Consider the following 13,832-nt stretch of genomic DNA (forward strand, 5'->3'; position numbering starts at 1 on the left):
GCTTCTGCTACCTGGTATCGTCCTAAGGGTCAACAGTAATCAGTTAAGAGTGAAGTCGAGGACTCCATGCAGTTTACAGTTCAAATACGCTTTACTCGCGCCCCTCCAATGATGCAATGACGTTACGGATATAATGAACGATCGCTTCAGCGGTTGGAATATTATTGGCAAACAAGATTTTGTTGACATTACATGAACGAGAAAGTGCCTCATCGTTAGCTTGTGTGGAATGAGGAATGAGGAAATCTCTCAAGAAGATAACTGCCAAAACCTGGTTGGACATGACCAGACTGTTAACAGCTTGATATCCTCCCGGTGGCATAACAGGGGTTTGTTGGCTGACCTCAATTCCAATCTGCTGCTTCAAGAGGTCATTGATCGCAGGTGTCGCAATGGTTAAACACTGTGAAAAGAACTCCTGATGACGGGCAACCAGTTGAATCAGTTCTGCCCGCTGGCTGTCGTGCGCCATGAGGGCGATGTACTTCTGCTTAAGAATTGCGGGTATTTCCTGAACAGGTGCAGGAATGGAGGGTGTAGCGTCAGTCGTTATATCCGCTTCAACTGCTGCGGGGTCACTTGCGATCGCCGTATCTAGCCCATCATCGGGAGTTAAAACTACTGGCTCATCAATTTTTACTTCAGAGCGATCGGATAGAATCTCAGCAACTGGATCTACCAGTGCATCGCGTTGATCGCTCTCTGCATCAGCCGCTATCATTACATCGATTGCTTCGATCGCTTCGACAACGTCTGAGGGCGGCGGGATAGTCTCTAGATGATCTAAATCATTGATATCTGACGATTCGAGGTCTAATTCCGTCTCGCTAGCATCTGCACTGGTCGTTTGTGAGTTTTCAATGATCGCTAATGAATCAGCCAGGTCTGATGCTTCATCCTTTTCTAACGTATCCGTTGAAGCGGGATCGCTGACAGCAGGCTCTGTGTTTATTATGAATGATGTTTCTACTGCTTCGAAAGCTGCCTCCGGCGATTCAACCTGAGTGACATCCTCCGCAGGTTCATCCAGGGCTACAACTACAGGTTCAGCGATCGCAGTATCAACATCAACCACGGTTGGCGCAGCGGTTAGCTCAGCTTCGACTGGATCGACTACAACCGCATCTGTGTTGACACTATCTCCAAAATCGTCTTCAGGTTCCATAGCCACTGGCTCAGTGTGAAGCACTGCTTCAACGGTGGAAACTGGATCGCTTGTTTCACCACGACCTTCAGCCGGAACCACCGTTGGTTCTTCAATGGGTGTTATTGGCTCAGCCAGGTCATTAAAATCGATCGCGCCGGGAACTGGCTCAGAGATTAGAGATACTTCTTCTGTTCTCTCTAGAGGAGTTGCCATTTCAGGTGATTCAGAGACGGAAGCGATCGTCTCATCGTCTGTAGCAGGTTGAATAACGGTCAGATCATCAGCGATCGCAGGCTCAGTATTTGCTGCATCTGCTAACGGCGTGATTGTCAGTTCATCTAGTTCGTCTGGTTCAGACCAGAGATCTGGCATGGCGATCTCGGTCAATCGCCTCGGTTGAGAGACTGGTTCGGTCGCTTCAACCATGCTATCCGATTGAATCACGGTTGCTTCATCAGGCGGAACATCAAATAGGGGAGCTTGATCGTCCAGTAACGGCTCTACTGGTTCATCAGCAGATCCGCTTGCAACCAGGTTAGGGGCACTTGAGGCTTCTATATCTTCGATCGCCTCATTGGTTTGAATCGTTGTTGTTTCAGCAAGAACATCATCATTGAAGGATGGAGCGATCGCCTCTTCTATCTCAACAGATTCAATGACGTTCTCTTCTGTCGGTTCAATATCTTCGATCGCCTCATTGGTCTGAGTCGTTGTTATTTCAGCAAGAAAATTATCATTGAAGGATGGAGCGATCGCCTCTTCTATCTCAACAGATTCAATGACGTTCTCTTCTGTGGCTTCAATATCTTCGATCGCCTCATTGGTTTGAATCGTTGTTGTTTCAGCAAAAACATCATCGTTGAAGGATGGAGCGATCGCCTCTTCTATTTCGGTAGATTCAATGACGTTCTCTTCTGTGGCTTCAATATCTTCGATCGCCTCATTGGTTTGAATCGTTGTTGTTTCAGCAAGAAAATCATCGTTGAAAGATGAAGCGATCGCCTCTTCTATCACGGCAGATTCAATGACGTTCTCTTCTGTGGGTTCAATATCTTCGATCACTTCATCTTGCTGAATCGTTGTTGTTTCAGCAAAAACATCATCGTTGAAGGATGGAGCGATCGCCTCTTCTATCTCGACAGATTCAGCCACGCTTTCATCAACGTCTTCTACTTCAGCTTCTACCGATCTGGATGACACAAATTGATCGATTGGCTCACTGATAACTGGCTCTAACTGAACGTTAACCGCTTCAGCCGCAGTCGGAGTTTCGTGAGCTTCAATTTCTGCACTGGAGCGAGACGGTTCTAAATCAGTAACGCCAAGCGGTGTTTCAATATCAGAGGAATGAATAGCTGAAGTAGACTCCGCCTCTTCGATAGGCGATTCAGCGGCTATCGAGATCGGCTCTACTTCAAAAGGGCGATCGTGTGCAACGGGTTCAGGCTGTGGACTCTCAATCTCCGGTGTGGGTGCTGCAAGTGGTTCAACTAAACTGGGTTGCCAACCTCTAACAACAGTCGCATTGGGATCTCCAACGACCGTTGCCGATAAATCTTCAAGCAGTTCATTGATATCTTGCAGAATCAAGATAAATTCACCTACCCGCACAATGTCTCCAGGCTGAAGTAAATACCCCTGGTTCGCATGAGCAATTTGTCCATTCACCAATGAACCATTGGCGCTACCCAGATCATAAAAATAGTAGTGCCCATCTTCAAAGGCAAATCTGGCGTGCAAGCGGCTTACATCCGGACTATCTAGAACTAAACCCGAATTAGGTGAACGTCCCATTAAACATTCGCCGGTTAGGGCAGTAAAGTCAAATAGGTTGATTTCCCTGACTTCGATTTGAGTTTGTGCATTAATGACTTTGACTTTCATGGCTTCAGTAGTTTAGTTCTAGAGAGTAACTTGCATAACCTTTTCAGCAACAATTTCAGCAACAATCTCAGCAAAATGATGAGGACTAACCCGTATTTATAGATTGAATAGACAATAACGTTTTATTTATATCGGAACCCTGAAAACAGCACTACAGGCAAATTGGATGCTTCAAGATAGTGGTTGCGATCGCTGATTAATTCTACTAATCTCCTTAACCCATCGCTGGCGATCGATGTGTTCCAGGTTCAAAAGTTCATCTTGCGACCAGTGGAAGTGATAAGCAATGAATGCTACCTCCTCGTAAAGCTGCTCGGAGGGGTAGCTTAAGACTCCCCCGACAAAGTCAACTCCACTGCAAATTCCGTTTGACAATGGGGACATTGGGCTGGAACGTGAACATCTCCCTGCTGATTGAGCCGATTGTAGAACTCTCGCAAATAGGCAATATCTCGAATGGTCAACTGCTCTAATAGGGTTGGGGTAACGGAGGTTAAACTCCCCAACCGCACAATTACCCGCGAAAGCATTATCAAGGCAGCATAAGCCGGATTATCCCTTACGCTAGGCTCGCGTTGCACACAGAGTTCGTCCTTCGCCGTGGCTAACCGCATCCGTCCCTGACGATGGACACGATTCTGGTCATCCGTCCATCCTCTAGGTAAGGTAAATGAAAATTCTGTACAAGGCTTATCTTTACGAGCCATAGATCAATACAAATCCAACAACCGTTTACACTTCAACAGCCGATCGGGACACTGTTTCAACATCGTTTGTTCTATCGTTATCATCCTCCAGTTCGTTGATACGACGATAAAAATTCTGTAGGTAGTTCAAATCCTGAGCAAAAAATTCCTCTACCACCATCGGTGAGAGGTCACTTAACGCCCCCAAACGGGTAATAACGCGAGATAGAATGATGACGGTAGCATAGGCTGGATTAGCCTTCACACGCGGATCACGCAGGGGTGCAATTTCATCGATCGCCGTTGCCAGCCGCATAATCCCTTTGCGGTGAAGATTACCGTCTGAGTCCAAATAGCCCTTTGGCAAGGTAAATTCAAATTCAGTTTGAAACATAAAAAGCCTCAATCAACTCGTTCATTAACTCACTCGCTTAAACTCCTCAAACGCGATTTCCAATTCTTCAATCTCAATGTCTGTGCTGCGAGCGCTGACATCCGTAAATTTGTAACTGGTAGGCCACGCTCTAGAGAAATCAAACCGTGCCACTTCAGCCGATGCCTGATCGTAAATGACCAGAGACGCATCTTTGCGCTGCTTTGCCCAATTCCCCTCCTGCACTTGATGAAACCATGTCCAAAACGTTTTAGAAAGTGTCATCCCTCGCCGCAACGTCAGATTGCCGCTTTTCACATTACCGGGCATCTTGGTTCGTACTACCCGGCCTTGCGTCGCTCCTGCGGAACCCCATGCTTGAGGGGTTACCTCACACACCTCGATGACTTCCTGGGTTTGTTGAAAGCCCCGGCATTCCAGAAAGATACCGTCAATGCCATCTTGAGAATCATCCAGTTCTAGCCCCAGGTAGAAGCGATGGGCGGTCAGAATTTCGAATGCATTGGTTCCGGTTGGCATGGTTCTAAGGCTGGCTGATAGGCAGGAGGGATAATATCTCTAAAAGAACTGCAACGAGTTACCGGACGCGCTTGATTCCTTCATGAACCAATTCAATGGTTTCATTCGCCATGTCGCCGCCCGATGCGGCAAGGGTTGGCCCTGTGTACTTGCAGGGATAACAGTTAACGATGTTCCATCGGGCTTTTTCTTCTCCTCGTTGGTCATAAGCAACCACCGAAGCCCCTTTACGGTTTTGCGACCATTGACGTGGATCGCCCATGTCTTCGTTACATTTCTGATACCACTCGTACAGGTCAATGTCGTCAGTGGCAATGACTTTAACGGTGATGTTGGTAAACTTAACGACAGTGGGAGTGGCCTGTCGAGTAATTACGCCTTTTCGAGTCGATCCATGCACTTCCTGAGCCGGAGTGTTCTCGACCCCCAATCCGCTGATCTCTTTAATAAACTTGTCCGTAATTCCATCGGCCTCAAAGTAAAACTTACAGGCTGTTAAATATTCACCGGGCATGTTGAACCTCTCAATGATGCAAAAGAATGAGTACGTAAAGCCATGTCCAAACGTAGAACTCGCCTCAGGATGGCGTTATTCGTTGTCTTCTACTCCATTCCACTGGCTGATGCGGAAGACCACAAACTCAGCCGGGCGGACTGGACACACTCCTACTTCGATGTATAAACGTCCCAAAATCATGGTTTCGGGCGGATTTAATTCGGCATCGCATTTGACATAGAAGGCTTGAGCAGGCGTTTCGCCAAATAGCGCGCCCTCTCGCCAAATCCGCTCCAAAAAGTTACTGACTGTACGGCGAACTCGTGCCCATAGGTCTTCATCGTTTGGCTCAAATACAGCCCACTGGGTACCCAATTCGATGGATTTAGCGATGTAGCTCATCAAGCGGCGAACGCTGATATAACGCCATTCTGTTTTATCTGGCTCCACCAGCGTTCGTGCGCCCCAGATGCGAATACCGCGGTTTGGGAAATTGCGAATACAGTTAATGCCGAGCGGGTTGAGGAGTTCTTGCTCACGGAAGTTGGTGTCGTAGGTAAGACCCAAAACACCCCTGGGGACTTCGTTGGCTGGGGCTTTGTAAACACCGCGAGTTTCGTCGGTTCGTGCCCACACTCCCATAACATGCCCACAGGGAGGAACAGCGATCGCCTTGCCATCTCGGGGATTGCGAACTTTAATCCAGGGATAATAAAGCGCCGCAAACATGGAGCGACGGTTGAATTGACCTAACCATTCCACCACTTCCTGAGGCTTGACACGATCGGAGGGTGGGTCAAACACAACCATGCGATTGGGCGGATTGGGAATATCGCCATCGGCAGCCCCTTCACAGGCACTCACCATCAGATCCATAATGCCATGAACCTGATCTAAGCTCATGAGCTGTGCTTCATAGGCTCGCATTAAGTCAGGACAGGCCAACATGGTAATTTCATCCATTTCGAGCAAGCCCCGAACCCCGGTGCGATCGTCCCGTACCCCTTCCAAATCGCGCGAAAATTCATCAAGCCGAGACGGAAGAATAGGAGGAGATAAATCATAAATTCCATTAACCGGGCGGCGGGTGGCGGGTCGTCTCTGTTGGGCAACGTCCTCCAACGTGATGTACAGCGATGAACGAATTGCCGGAACAGCATAGGTGCCCAGGTTGCTAGGTGTGTCAGGGTCCATCGTCAGGTTTTCATACTGCTCTAACAGTTCTTCACCTCGACGGATTTGTAGCGTAAAGTAGTCGCCTGTATCGGCAGGTGGCTCTGCTTCAGACCCTTCTGGCAGGGCACGGGGCGACCCATCCGTCACGACAAGTCGAATCGTACCGGCCCCGGCTTGTTCTGGACGTAGCGTTGCATTAAGTGACGGGCGATTTCCCCGGCCTGGAATTTGCAAAGTAGCAGCTTGCTGCGTGCTGGGTGGGGTTGCACCGGGCAGTTGTGTGCCAATACTGGTAACCCAGCAACGACCGCCCCCGTTCATGAAGTACCCGTATACCGAGAAAGGCAAATAGGCGTTAAAGTCTGTGAAACCGTCCGAATCGGGGCGAGCAAAATAGCTGAGGTACTGCGTCCAATTTGTCACCAGCATGGGCTTGAACGGTTCAGCCCCACCGCGAACCTCCTCGGTAAACCCGACAAACCCAGCAACGGCAGTACTAACGCCCTCAATGGGGCGGCTCCCCCGGTCTACTTCTTCAATGTAGACACCTGGAGCAAAATAATCGAGTCTAGGCATAATAAGGTCTACTCCAAATCAGGTTATTTTGGCTAAAAATCTATCGGTACAGGTTGAAGGGGGTTACTCGAAAACGTCTCTGGTAGTCAAACAAGCCTCAGGAGGTTGAAGGGTTAGGAACCAAGACAATTTCTTTGAAGACGCTGCTGCCATCAACCAGAACATTGCAGCTCTGAAGCGAATAGCCGGGACGTTGCAGGTTCAGCACATAGTTGCCATCGCGCAAGTCTTCAAAAAAGAATAGGCCGTCGCGATCGCTCACCGTACGTTTGTCTGTATCCACAACGGTCACTGCTGTATCGGGTAAGGGTTGCGCTGTGACGGCATGTTTGACAATGCCAGCCATTGCCACCCGTCGCGTTAGGAGCTGAGACTGTCCAGAACGGTTCCAGTCGCTATGAAGATTGATGATGCGCTCCCAAACCCTGGGTGCAACCGCACTCTGGGGTTCAAACGGAATAGCAACAGTGAGATAGACAGCAGGGCGCAACGGCAGACTGAGGGCACTCCACAGTGTGCCAATTTCAACGGCAGGTGCGGTAGATACAGATAGGGACAGGTTGCCATAGCCTCGCAGGTCAGGCGCTAAAAAGCTCTCTTGTAATGATCGGTGGCGTAATAAAACCGAAATGGCTTCGGTTAGCAGGTGGTACTCTCCTAGCGCCGTTCGATCCCAGGCTGTAATGAGCAGCGAAACGTCGAACCAATCGGGAGACCAGTTCACCTTAGCCGTTTGCGATCGCGGAGCGCCTCCGGTGGACGATCGCCCCTCCGAGAGTTTGCGTTCAACCTGACGACCAGAATGTTGTACTTGCTTACTTTCGCGAATGTCGTAGAAGTAAAGGTTCAGTGATGGCCCTGTTCCCTCATCTCTCCGGCTTCCAGGACGGCTGAAGTCAATTTGCTCTGTACTGGTGAGGGAAGTCCCTCCCGCCAGAATCTCTGCCAGGGTCTGAAGTACGGAGACCAACATGCCGCCTTCCCTAATGTCTCTTACTTCATTAGTTCTAATAAAGAGAGGGCGCTCGCGGAATTAGACTTACGTCGAAAGTTTTGTCTGTAGCCATACTTAAGATAGACGACAAACAATTCTGTATGAGTTGTTAAGCTTTGCTGTGTCAAGCGTAGAGTTGCGGTATCGTGATCTCATCAATACAAACTTGTTTCTGCGCGATACGAAATAGTACGTGCAAAAGCTTAGTCACTACAAAGCAGCATCTACTACCGTCGTTTTAGTAACCGTTGGAGGGTAACCCTTTCAAACTTAAAACATGGCACAACCATAGATATCAAGACTTTAAAACTTCTTAAGTTTTATTACTTCAATCGTTGCCTCTGCCTTTTGCTCAATCTCTTCGATGGAGATTCGGCTTAACTCATTTCAATGGAACGCAATCAGGCAAAAGTACAAACAGCGTGGGCGATCGCAACTACAGGGGTGTTTCGTCTAACGTGTTGTATGGTCAGTACATGTTTCAGGCTTAGAGAATAGTACCCTCCAGGGTACTAACCGTAACTGAAAGGGTTTTCCATAATACAAACACTGGGTTGGCTGAGCCGTTCAGCCAGCCTAAAGCCAGACTTTCTAAGTGTGAAGAAGGTCAAATTTATGCAGCTTAAAGTACAAGATTCCAAATCAACTGCCGAGCCTTCCACGCTCGCGACTCCGACTGGTCAAGATGCCCTAACGAGTAATGAGTTAAGCGATTTCTGTCAATTTCAGGCCGATCAACTAGCGGCACACCTGCCGATTTTGTTCGCTCGAATTGTTTATTATGACCCCTACTTAAAAGCGCATCAAGATGTTAATAGCCAACCTTTAACGGCTCCTGGATTAACGCAGGAAACTCTAGCTTATCTAAAATCGAACAGTTGGCTATCCGACTTTCCGCTAGTTCTAACGTTAACTGAATTATCTTTGGCAGCGATCGCAGCAGTGGGCTACGTTTGCCCCTTAGGATATCGAAATCAAGCTCCCGAATATCTATTAATAGTTACCCATCAGCCGCTGGAATCTGCTTCGAAGTCTGGTTTGCTGAACTGTGCCAAACAGCTCATAAACTACTTAAATTTATACCGCAACTCTTTAGACCAACAGGCTGAAATTCAGTTATTAGAACAAGTGGTACACCGGGTTGGGCATCAGTTACGCAATCCTCTGGGGTTGATTTCGCTTTATGCAGAAAACTTGCGATTAGGCTTACCCGGTGGCAGCTTACAAGAGCAAGTAACAGTAATTCACAATACAACTGAAGACATCCTTACCAACTTAACCAACCTGATTAATTGCGGCAAAGGGAGCCATCTTCGAGTCACGCTGCAAGACCTGCGTGATTTAATGAGTCAAAGCATTGAAGGACTACAGCCTTTCATTCGGCAAAAGCAGTTAACGATCGATATTCCAGAAACCTCGGTCATGTTAATGGTCGATCGCCTGCAACTGAAGCAAGTGTTCGACAACCTGTTGAGCAATGCGGTTCATTTTAGCCCACAGTTTGGTTCGATCAATGTAGATTGGCGCATCTTCCAATCAGAAGTTCTAATCCAAATTACAGATCAAGGGCCAGGGTTATCACCCGAAGAGGTGCAAAAAATCTTCCATCCTTTTTACTCGCGTCGTCCAGGTGGAACTGGATTAGGGCTGACGATCGCCAAAAAAATTGTGCTAGACCACCAGGGTAGCCTCTGGGCACAACCCCCAACAGAGAACGGGGCAAGCTTTTCATTAACCTTACCTCGCCTCAGGCAAATGGGAGAAAGTTCATGACGACCGTTCAGAGGTTACATATCTTACTCATTGATGATGAACCTCAGTTTCGTCAGGGCTTACAAACCCTACTGGGGTTTTACACAACCAACCATGCTTTAGACCTGGAAGTCATTGGCGAAGCTGGCTCGGCTGAGCAAGCGCTACCGCTAATCAAGCAGTACAACCCCGATCTCATTCTTTTAGATTTAGAACTGGTAGAGAGTGACGGTATCACTGTACTTTTACACTTGCCAGAGTTGGGATGTACCAGCAAAGTTTTAGTTCTCTCAGGACATCAAGAAGATGAATGGATTTTTCATGCTATGCAAGCAGGCGCATCGGGATATGTTTTCAAACACCGCGTAGGCACACAATTATTTGAGGCGATCAAAACCATTCTCAACTCTGAAGTGTATTTGCCGCCAGAGGTCGCAAGTGGCTTCTTTCGGCTGTTTCAGCTTTATAAAGAATCTCAACGGCAGGCTCACCAGCAGCTTCATTTAACCGCACGTGAACGAGAGGTCTTGGGCTGGTTAGCCCAAGGGGCATCCAATGACGAAATTGCTAAATACTTATATGTCACGGTGGCAACGGTCAAGGCGCATCTCACCAGCATCTTTGAAAAACTTCAGGTTACAAGTCGAACTCAAGCTATCATTGCTGCCTTTAAACTAGGCTTAGTCCAACCCGACGAAACTATCCAGTTGAAATCGCAAAATTAAAATTGAACCTCCCTTCATTGCCCAATCTCCCTTCATTGCTCAATTTAGTCAGGAGTTTCTCAGGTGCACCTCTCTGACCCATATTCTCAGGAGTACCGCTGTTCTCGGACGGCTCCGCTTCGTTGCGATCAGCCGCAGAAAACGCTTCAAGACTACAAGGGAGCGAGGTTCTGTATGGAATGTGGCTTCCCAACTACCCTATCGCCTCAACGAGAAATCAAAGGCAGACGAGGCACCTATCAGGTTAAACACTATTTAGGGGCGCGAGGTTGGGGGCGTTTGTACGCTGGGATGCGGCTCAGTGATGCTCAACCCGTTGTGATTAAGGAATATTTGCTGCCAAATCGGTGTTTCAATGCAGAGGAAGCCCGACAACGGCAGGAAACCTTTGTTCGAATTGCGGGGTTGAGTCCGGCAGATGGGCGAATTCAGGACTTTCGGCTGATTCAAACCCTGGAGGCGATCGCCGATCCCCGAGACGAACGGTGCTACTTGATCACCCAACAAAAAGACACTGCCCTCACGCTGACACACTATCTGGCAACCTATGGCGCAATGAATGCATCTCAAGTGCGTGATGTTCTTAATCAGACCCTACAAACCCTACAATTCATCCACAGCCAGAAGTTTCGCCGTCCATCTGGACAAATCGATAAGGGCATTGCTCACGGCAATCTCAACCTGGAAAGTGTGTTGTTCCTTGCCGATTCGGCACAGTTTTATGTTTATCTTTGCGATTTAGCCGAGTGGGAGTTTTTATTTAACCCTGGCTTCACCTCTATCCCTTCCCAACCGGCTCAAGATCTGGTTGCTCTCGGCCAACTTGCCATTAATCTGTGGACAGGACAGTCCTCCAACCTAACGCCTGAGTCGTCCCTGGAGCAATTCAACCACCACCCCCTGGCGACAGAGGATCTGCATCTTAAGTCATTTCTACTGCGTTTGCTGCGAGTAGAAGCGCCATTTGAAAGCGCAGAAGCCGCCCGCCAAACGCTGTTGCAACTTCCCACGGGCGAGCAAAACAGTTCCCATATTGCTGATCTTGCGCCAGAGGTTCCGGAGCACACTACAAAGAAGATTGGATTAACTCTACTGGGCCTGTTGGCTATCTTTCTCCTGGGCGGTGGACTCTGGTATGCCTTGAAACCCAAACCATCCCCGTCTTACCCCAACGTCACCTACAATGAACTCCTGAAAGACTTTGCCGGGGTAAGCGGGTTAGAACCGAACCGCGTTACCTATATTAGTGAACAAAACGGAACCTGGAACTTTGTCCTGCGCTACCCTCTTCCAGGGGGGACGTTACAAGAACGTCTCAACAAGCCACAGCCCAATGTGGAAGCCTACTTCGATTACCAGGGCATTCACTCAGAAACGAATCCTAGTCGCAATGAAGCGCAATCAGCGCTATTCCAAGCTGTAGAAGACGGTCAAGCTGCCTTTGCAATCACCAGCCTGACCAACAATTTGCCGGAAGCATTAGAAGCCATCCCCATTGCTTACGATGGTTTACTAGTGTTCATTCCACCGAACGACACAGCCCAAAACCTGCCGGAGGCGTTGAATGGACAAATTAGCCTGACCGATTTGCGGCGGCTTTACACCGGAGAGATTACCAACTGGCAGGAGTTAGGCGGACGCGATCTCCCAGTCTCATTACGGATTCCGACTGAACCAGAAGCGATTCATCAGTTTCAAACCTTGGTCTTGAACAATGATGCTGGGGCGATCGCCCAGTTCCGGCAACGGGTAGAACCGCAAGCAACCGTTGACACGTTGCGGCAGATGCGCGATGAGTTTGATGCTAACCGATCGGGAATAGTCAGCTTTAGCATTCTAAGCAAGATCTGGGATCAGTGTTCAGGCTACCCCCTTGCGATTAGAAAGGAGAAGGGAACAGCGGTACAGCCACTGGTACAGGCGAATGGCACTCCAATCCAGACAACAACCGATCTGTGTGATAAACCATCACCTCAACTGGATGTACAAGTATTTAGCTCAGAGCGCTACCCGTTGGGCTATCCTCTGGTTGTGGTATACCCTAAGGACAATAGGCGATCGGCAGCCGGTCGTAAGTTTGCCGAACTCCTGCAAACTCAGCAGGGTCAGTGTCTCTTGCACAACGTTGGCTTAGTCCCACGGCAACCTGTCCCTGAGGATTGTCGTCCTTAAATGTGCATCGCTCTCAAGCTGAGCCATCCCCTCCATGCCTATTAATCCCTGCCGCAACCCAAGCTGTGAGTATTTCAACAAGTCACTTCCCAGCAACGCTAAAGTATGCCCAATGTGTGGTAAGCCGTTGGGCAACGTCCTGCCAGCCCCAGAAGCATCTCCGGGGATACCACCACAGCCACCTGTCGTTCCCCCACCGCCTAAGCCAACTCCAGCTCAGCCATCCCCATCACCGATAGCTTCACCTTATTACCCGGAGTATCAAGCACCGCCCCAATCTCAACCAGCCCCTCCCCAACCTGTCTCGAGACCCAGTATTCGCCTGATTCACCCAAGTGGGCGAGAGTTTTATCTAAAGGGGGATGAGGGATATATTGGGCGGCGTGGGCAAAACAGTACAACAGTACCGGATGTCGATCTAACGGGGCTTCCCCATGAGGGTGTCGTTTCTCGTTCCCATGCCCGGCTCTATTGGGATGCCGTTCAGAACAGCTACATGATCATGGATAATTCCAGCCGCAATGGCACGTTTCTGAATGGTAGTCTTCTGCGACCAGGGATGCCCTATCGTCTAGGGCATGGAGTCTTGTTGCAATTGGGGCAAGAGGGTTTGGTGTACTTCACAGTGGCGATCGCATAGAAATTACTGTTCAGCAAAACTGCCCATGCCTGCTATATAGGGCCTATATAGAGCAATTTCATCAAGCACCCAAGTATGCTCCAACCAATTTTGCTCCAGGCAACACTGGAGTTTCTGGAGTGGCAAACCTGAGTTCAAGTGCTCAAAATTGTCAGAAGGCCATCGCATCAAGGCGTAAGCGATCAGTTGAAAAAGAAATTTAGATTTTTCTGATTTCAGCCACACAAACCAGTAAATTACCTGCTATATTGGGGGAGTGCCAAAAAAGCGCTATCCACATTTAGCGCCACGGCAGCAGGCAACCGCTAGGGGTAGAGTAAAATTTACTGCTTTCGATTGTAACGTTCAACAGAACAACTGATGCCCTGGAAAGCCAAAAATGTAGAAAAGCTAGCTTCAGGCGTATAGAACCTGGACAAAAGAATAGTTTGAAAGCGTCAAAGCAAAACCTCGTCAAGTAATAGCTGAAGGGAAACCTGAAGCAAAAAGAAGAGGAAGACCAAAGAGAAGAGAGGGAACTCGATTTACTTTGGCAAAGAAGAGTCCAAACTCAACACAATGGAGAGTTTGATCCTGGCTCAGGATGAACGCTGGCGGTCTGCTTAACACATGCAAGTCGAACGGAGCTTTTCGGAGCTTAGTGGCGGACGGGTGAGTAACGCGTGAGAATC

12 protein-coding genes and 1 rRNA gene are annotated in these 13,832 nt (G+C 48.7%); 5 read left to right on the forward strand and 8 right to left on the reverse strand.

Annotated elements, in window-relative coordinates; genetic code table 11:
* Positions 1-91: 91 nt before the first annotated feature.
* From IQ268_RS25805 to IQ268_RS25835, 8 genes are all read right to left on the reverse strand, one after another.
* The gene (locus tag IQ268_RS25805; protein WP_193885241.1) at positions 92-3,031 is read right to left on the reverse strand and encodes an FHA domain-containing protein; all 2,940 of its coding nucleotides are present in this window, start codon (positions 3,029-3,031) and stop codon (positions 92-94) included.
* Between the two features lie 171 nt (positions 3,032-3,202).
* Positions 3,203-3,415 carry a DUF6760 family protein gene (locus tag IQ268_RS33550; protein ID WP_370584703.1) on the reverse strand — a complete coding sequence of 71 codons (213 nt, stop codon included), beginning with the start codon at positions 3,413-3,415 and terminating at the stop codon, positions 3,203-3,205.
* Entirely contained in the window at positions 3,358-3,738 is a 381-nt protein-coding gene (locus IQ268_RS25810; RefSeq protein ID WP_193885243.1) for a phage tail assembly protein, read from the reverse strand. The genes IQ268_RS33550 and IQ268_RS25810 overlap by 58 nt, the downstream gene beginning before the upstream one ends.
* Before the next feature lie 25 nt (positions 3,739-3,763).
* Positions 3,764-4,111, reverse strand: coding sequence for a hypothetical protein (locus IQ268_RS25815; RefSeq protein ID WP_193885245.1), 348 nt, complete (start codon positions 4,109-4,111; stop codon positions 3,764-3,766).
* A gap of 24 nt (positions 4,112-4,135) precedes the next feature.
* On the reverse strand, positions 4,136-4,630 hold the full coding sequence (locus IQ268_RS25820) for a phage tail protein (RefSeq protein ID WP_193885247.1): 495 nt from the start codon (positions 4,628-4,630) through the stop codon (positions 4,136-4,138).
* 58 nt (positions 4,631-4,688) lie between these two features.
* Positions 4,689-5,144, reverse strand: coding sequence for a phage tail protein (locus IQ268_RS25825; RefSeq protein ID WP_193885249.1), 456 nt, complete (start codon positions 5,142-5,144; stop codon positions 4,689-4,691).
* Between the two features lie 75 nt (positions 5,145-5,219).
* Positions 5,220-6,878, reverse strand: a complete 1,659-nt coding sequence (locus tag IQ268_RS25830) for a phage tail sheath C-terminal domain-containing protein (protein WP_193885251.1) — start codon at positions 6,876-6,878, stop codon at positions 5,220-5,222.
* A 97-nt stretch (positions 6,879-6,975) separates the two neighbouring features.
* Positions 6,976-7,851 (reverse strand): Pvc16 family protein, encoded by an 876-nt coding sequence (locus tag IQ268_RS25835; RefSeq protein ID WP_193885253.1) that lies wholly within the window; start codon positions 7,849-7,851, stop codon positions 6,976-6,978.
* A gap of 636 nt (positions 7,852-8,487) precedes the next feature.
* Here IQ268_RS25835 and IQ268_RS25840 point away from each other — a divergent pair.
* The 5 genes from IQ268_RS25840 to IQ268_RS25860 form a co-directional block, all read left to right on the forward strand.
* Positions 8,488-9,645: a sensor histidine kinase KdpD gene (locus IQ268_RS25840; protein ID WP_193885255.1), complete on the forward strand. Its 1,158-nt coding sequence runs from the start codon at positions 8,488-8,490 to the stop codon at positions 9,643-9,645.
* A complete protein-coding gene (locus IQ268_RS25845) occupies positions 9,642-10,349 on the forward strand; it encodes a response regulator transcription factor (RefSeq protein WP_193885258.1) in 708 nt (235 codons plus the stop codon). The genes IQ268_RS25840 and IQ268_RS25845 overlap by 4 nt, the downstream gene beginning before the upstream one ends.
* A gap of 63 nt (positions 10,350-10,412) precedes the next feature.
* Complete coding sequence (locus IQ268_RS25850) at positions 10,413-12,521, forward strand: substrate-binding domain-containing protein (RefSeq protein WP_193885260.1); 2,109 nt, start codon at positions 10,413-10,415, stop codon at positions 12,519-12,521.
* Positions 12,522-12,555: 34 nt separating this feature from the next.
* The gene (locus tag IQ268_RS25855) at positions 12,556-13,161 is read left to right on the forward strand and encodes an FHA domain-containing protein (RefSeq protein ID WP_193885262.1); all 606 of its coding nucleotides are present in this window, start codon (positions 12,556-12,558) and stop codon (positions 13,159-13,161) included.
* 555 nt (positions 13,162-13,716) lie between these two features.
* A 16S ribosomal RNA gene (locus IQ268_RS25860) occupies positions 13,717-13,832 on the forward strand; the annotation flags it as partial.

Origin of the sequence: Oculatella sp. LEGE 06141, assembly GCF_015207605.1 — a bacterium.
GTDB lineage: Bacteria > Cyanobacteriota > Cyanobacteriia > Elainellales > Elainellaceae > Oculatella.

Bases quoted from the DNA above. Each gene is read 5' to 3' on its own strand.
- IQ268_RS25830 (WP_193885251.1), bottom strand. From the start codon at position 6,878: ATGCCTAGACTCGATTATTTTGCTCCAGGTGTCTACATTGAAGAAGTA.
- IQ268_RS25820 (WP_193885247.1), bottom strand. From the start codon at position 4,630: ATGCCAACCGGAACCAATGCATTCGAAATTCTGACCGCCCATCGCTTC.
- IQ268_RS25840 (WP_193885255.1), top strand. From the start codon at position 8,488: ATGCAGCTTAAAGTACAAGATTCCAAATCAACTGCCGAGCCTTCCACG.
- IQ268_RS25855 (WP_193885262.1), top strand. From the start codon at position 12,556: ATGCCTATTAATCCCTGCCGCAACCCAAGCTGTGAGTATTTCAACAAG.
- IQ268_RS25845 (WP_193885258.1), top strand. From the start codon at position 9,642: ATGACGACCGTTCAGAGGTTACATATCTTACTCATTGATGATGAACCT.
- IQ268_RS25815 (WP_193885245.1), bottom strand. From the start codon at position 4,111: ATGTTTCAAACTGAATTTGAATTTACCTTGCCAAAGGGCTATTTGGAC.
- IQ268_RS25805 (WP_193885241.1), bottom strand. From the start codon at position 3,031: ATGAAAGTCAAAGTCATTAATGCACAAACTCAAATCGAAGTCAGGGAA.
- IQ268_RS33550 (WP_370584703.1), bottom strand. From the start codon at position 3,415: ATGTCCCCATTGTCAAACGGAATTTGCAGTGGAGTTGACTTTGTCGGG.
- IQ268_RS25835 (WP_193885253.1), bottom strand. From the start codon at position 7,851: ATGTTGGTCTCCGTACTTCAGACCCTGGCAGAGATTCTGGCGGGAGGG.
- IQ268_RS25810 (WP_193885243.1), bottom strand. From the start codon at position 3,738: ATGGCTCGTAAAGATAAGCCTTGTACAGAATTTTCATTTACCTTACCT.
- IQ268_RS25825 (WP_193885249.1), bottom strand. From the start codon at position 5,144: ATGCCCGGTGAATATTTAACAGCCTGTAAGTTTTACTTTGAGGCCGAT.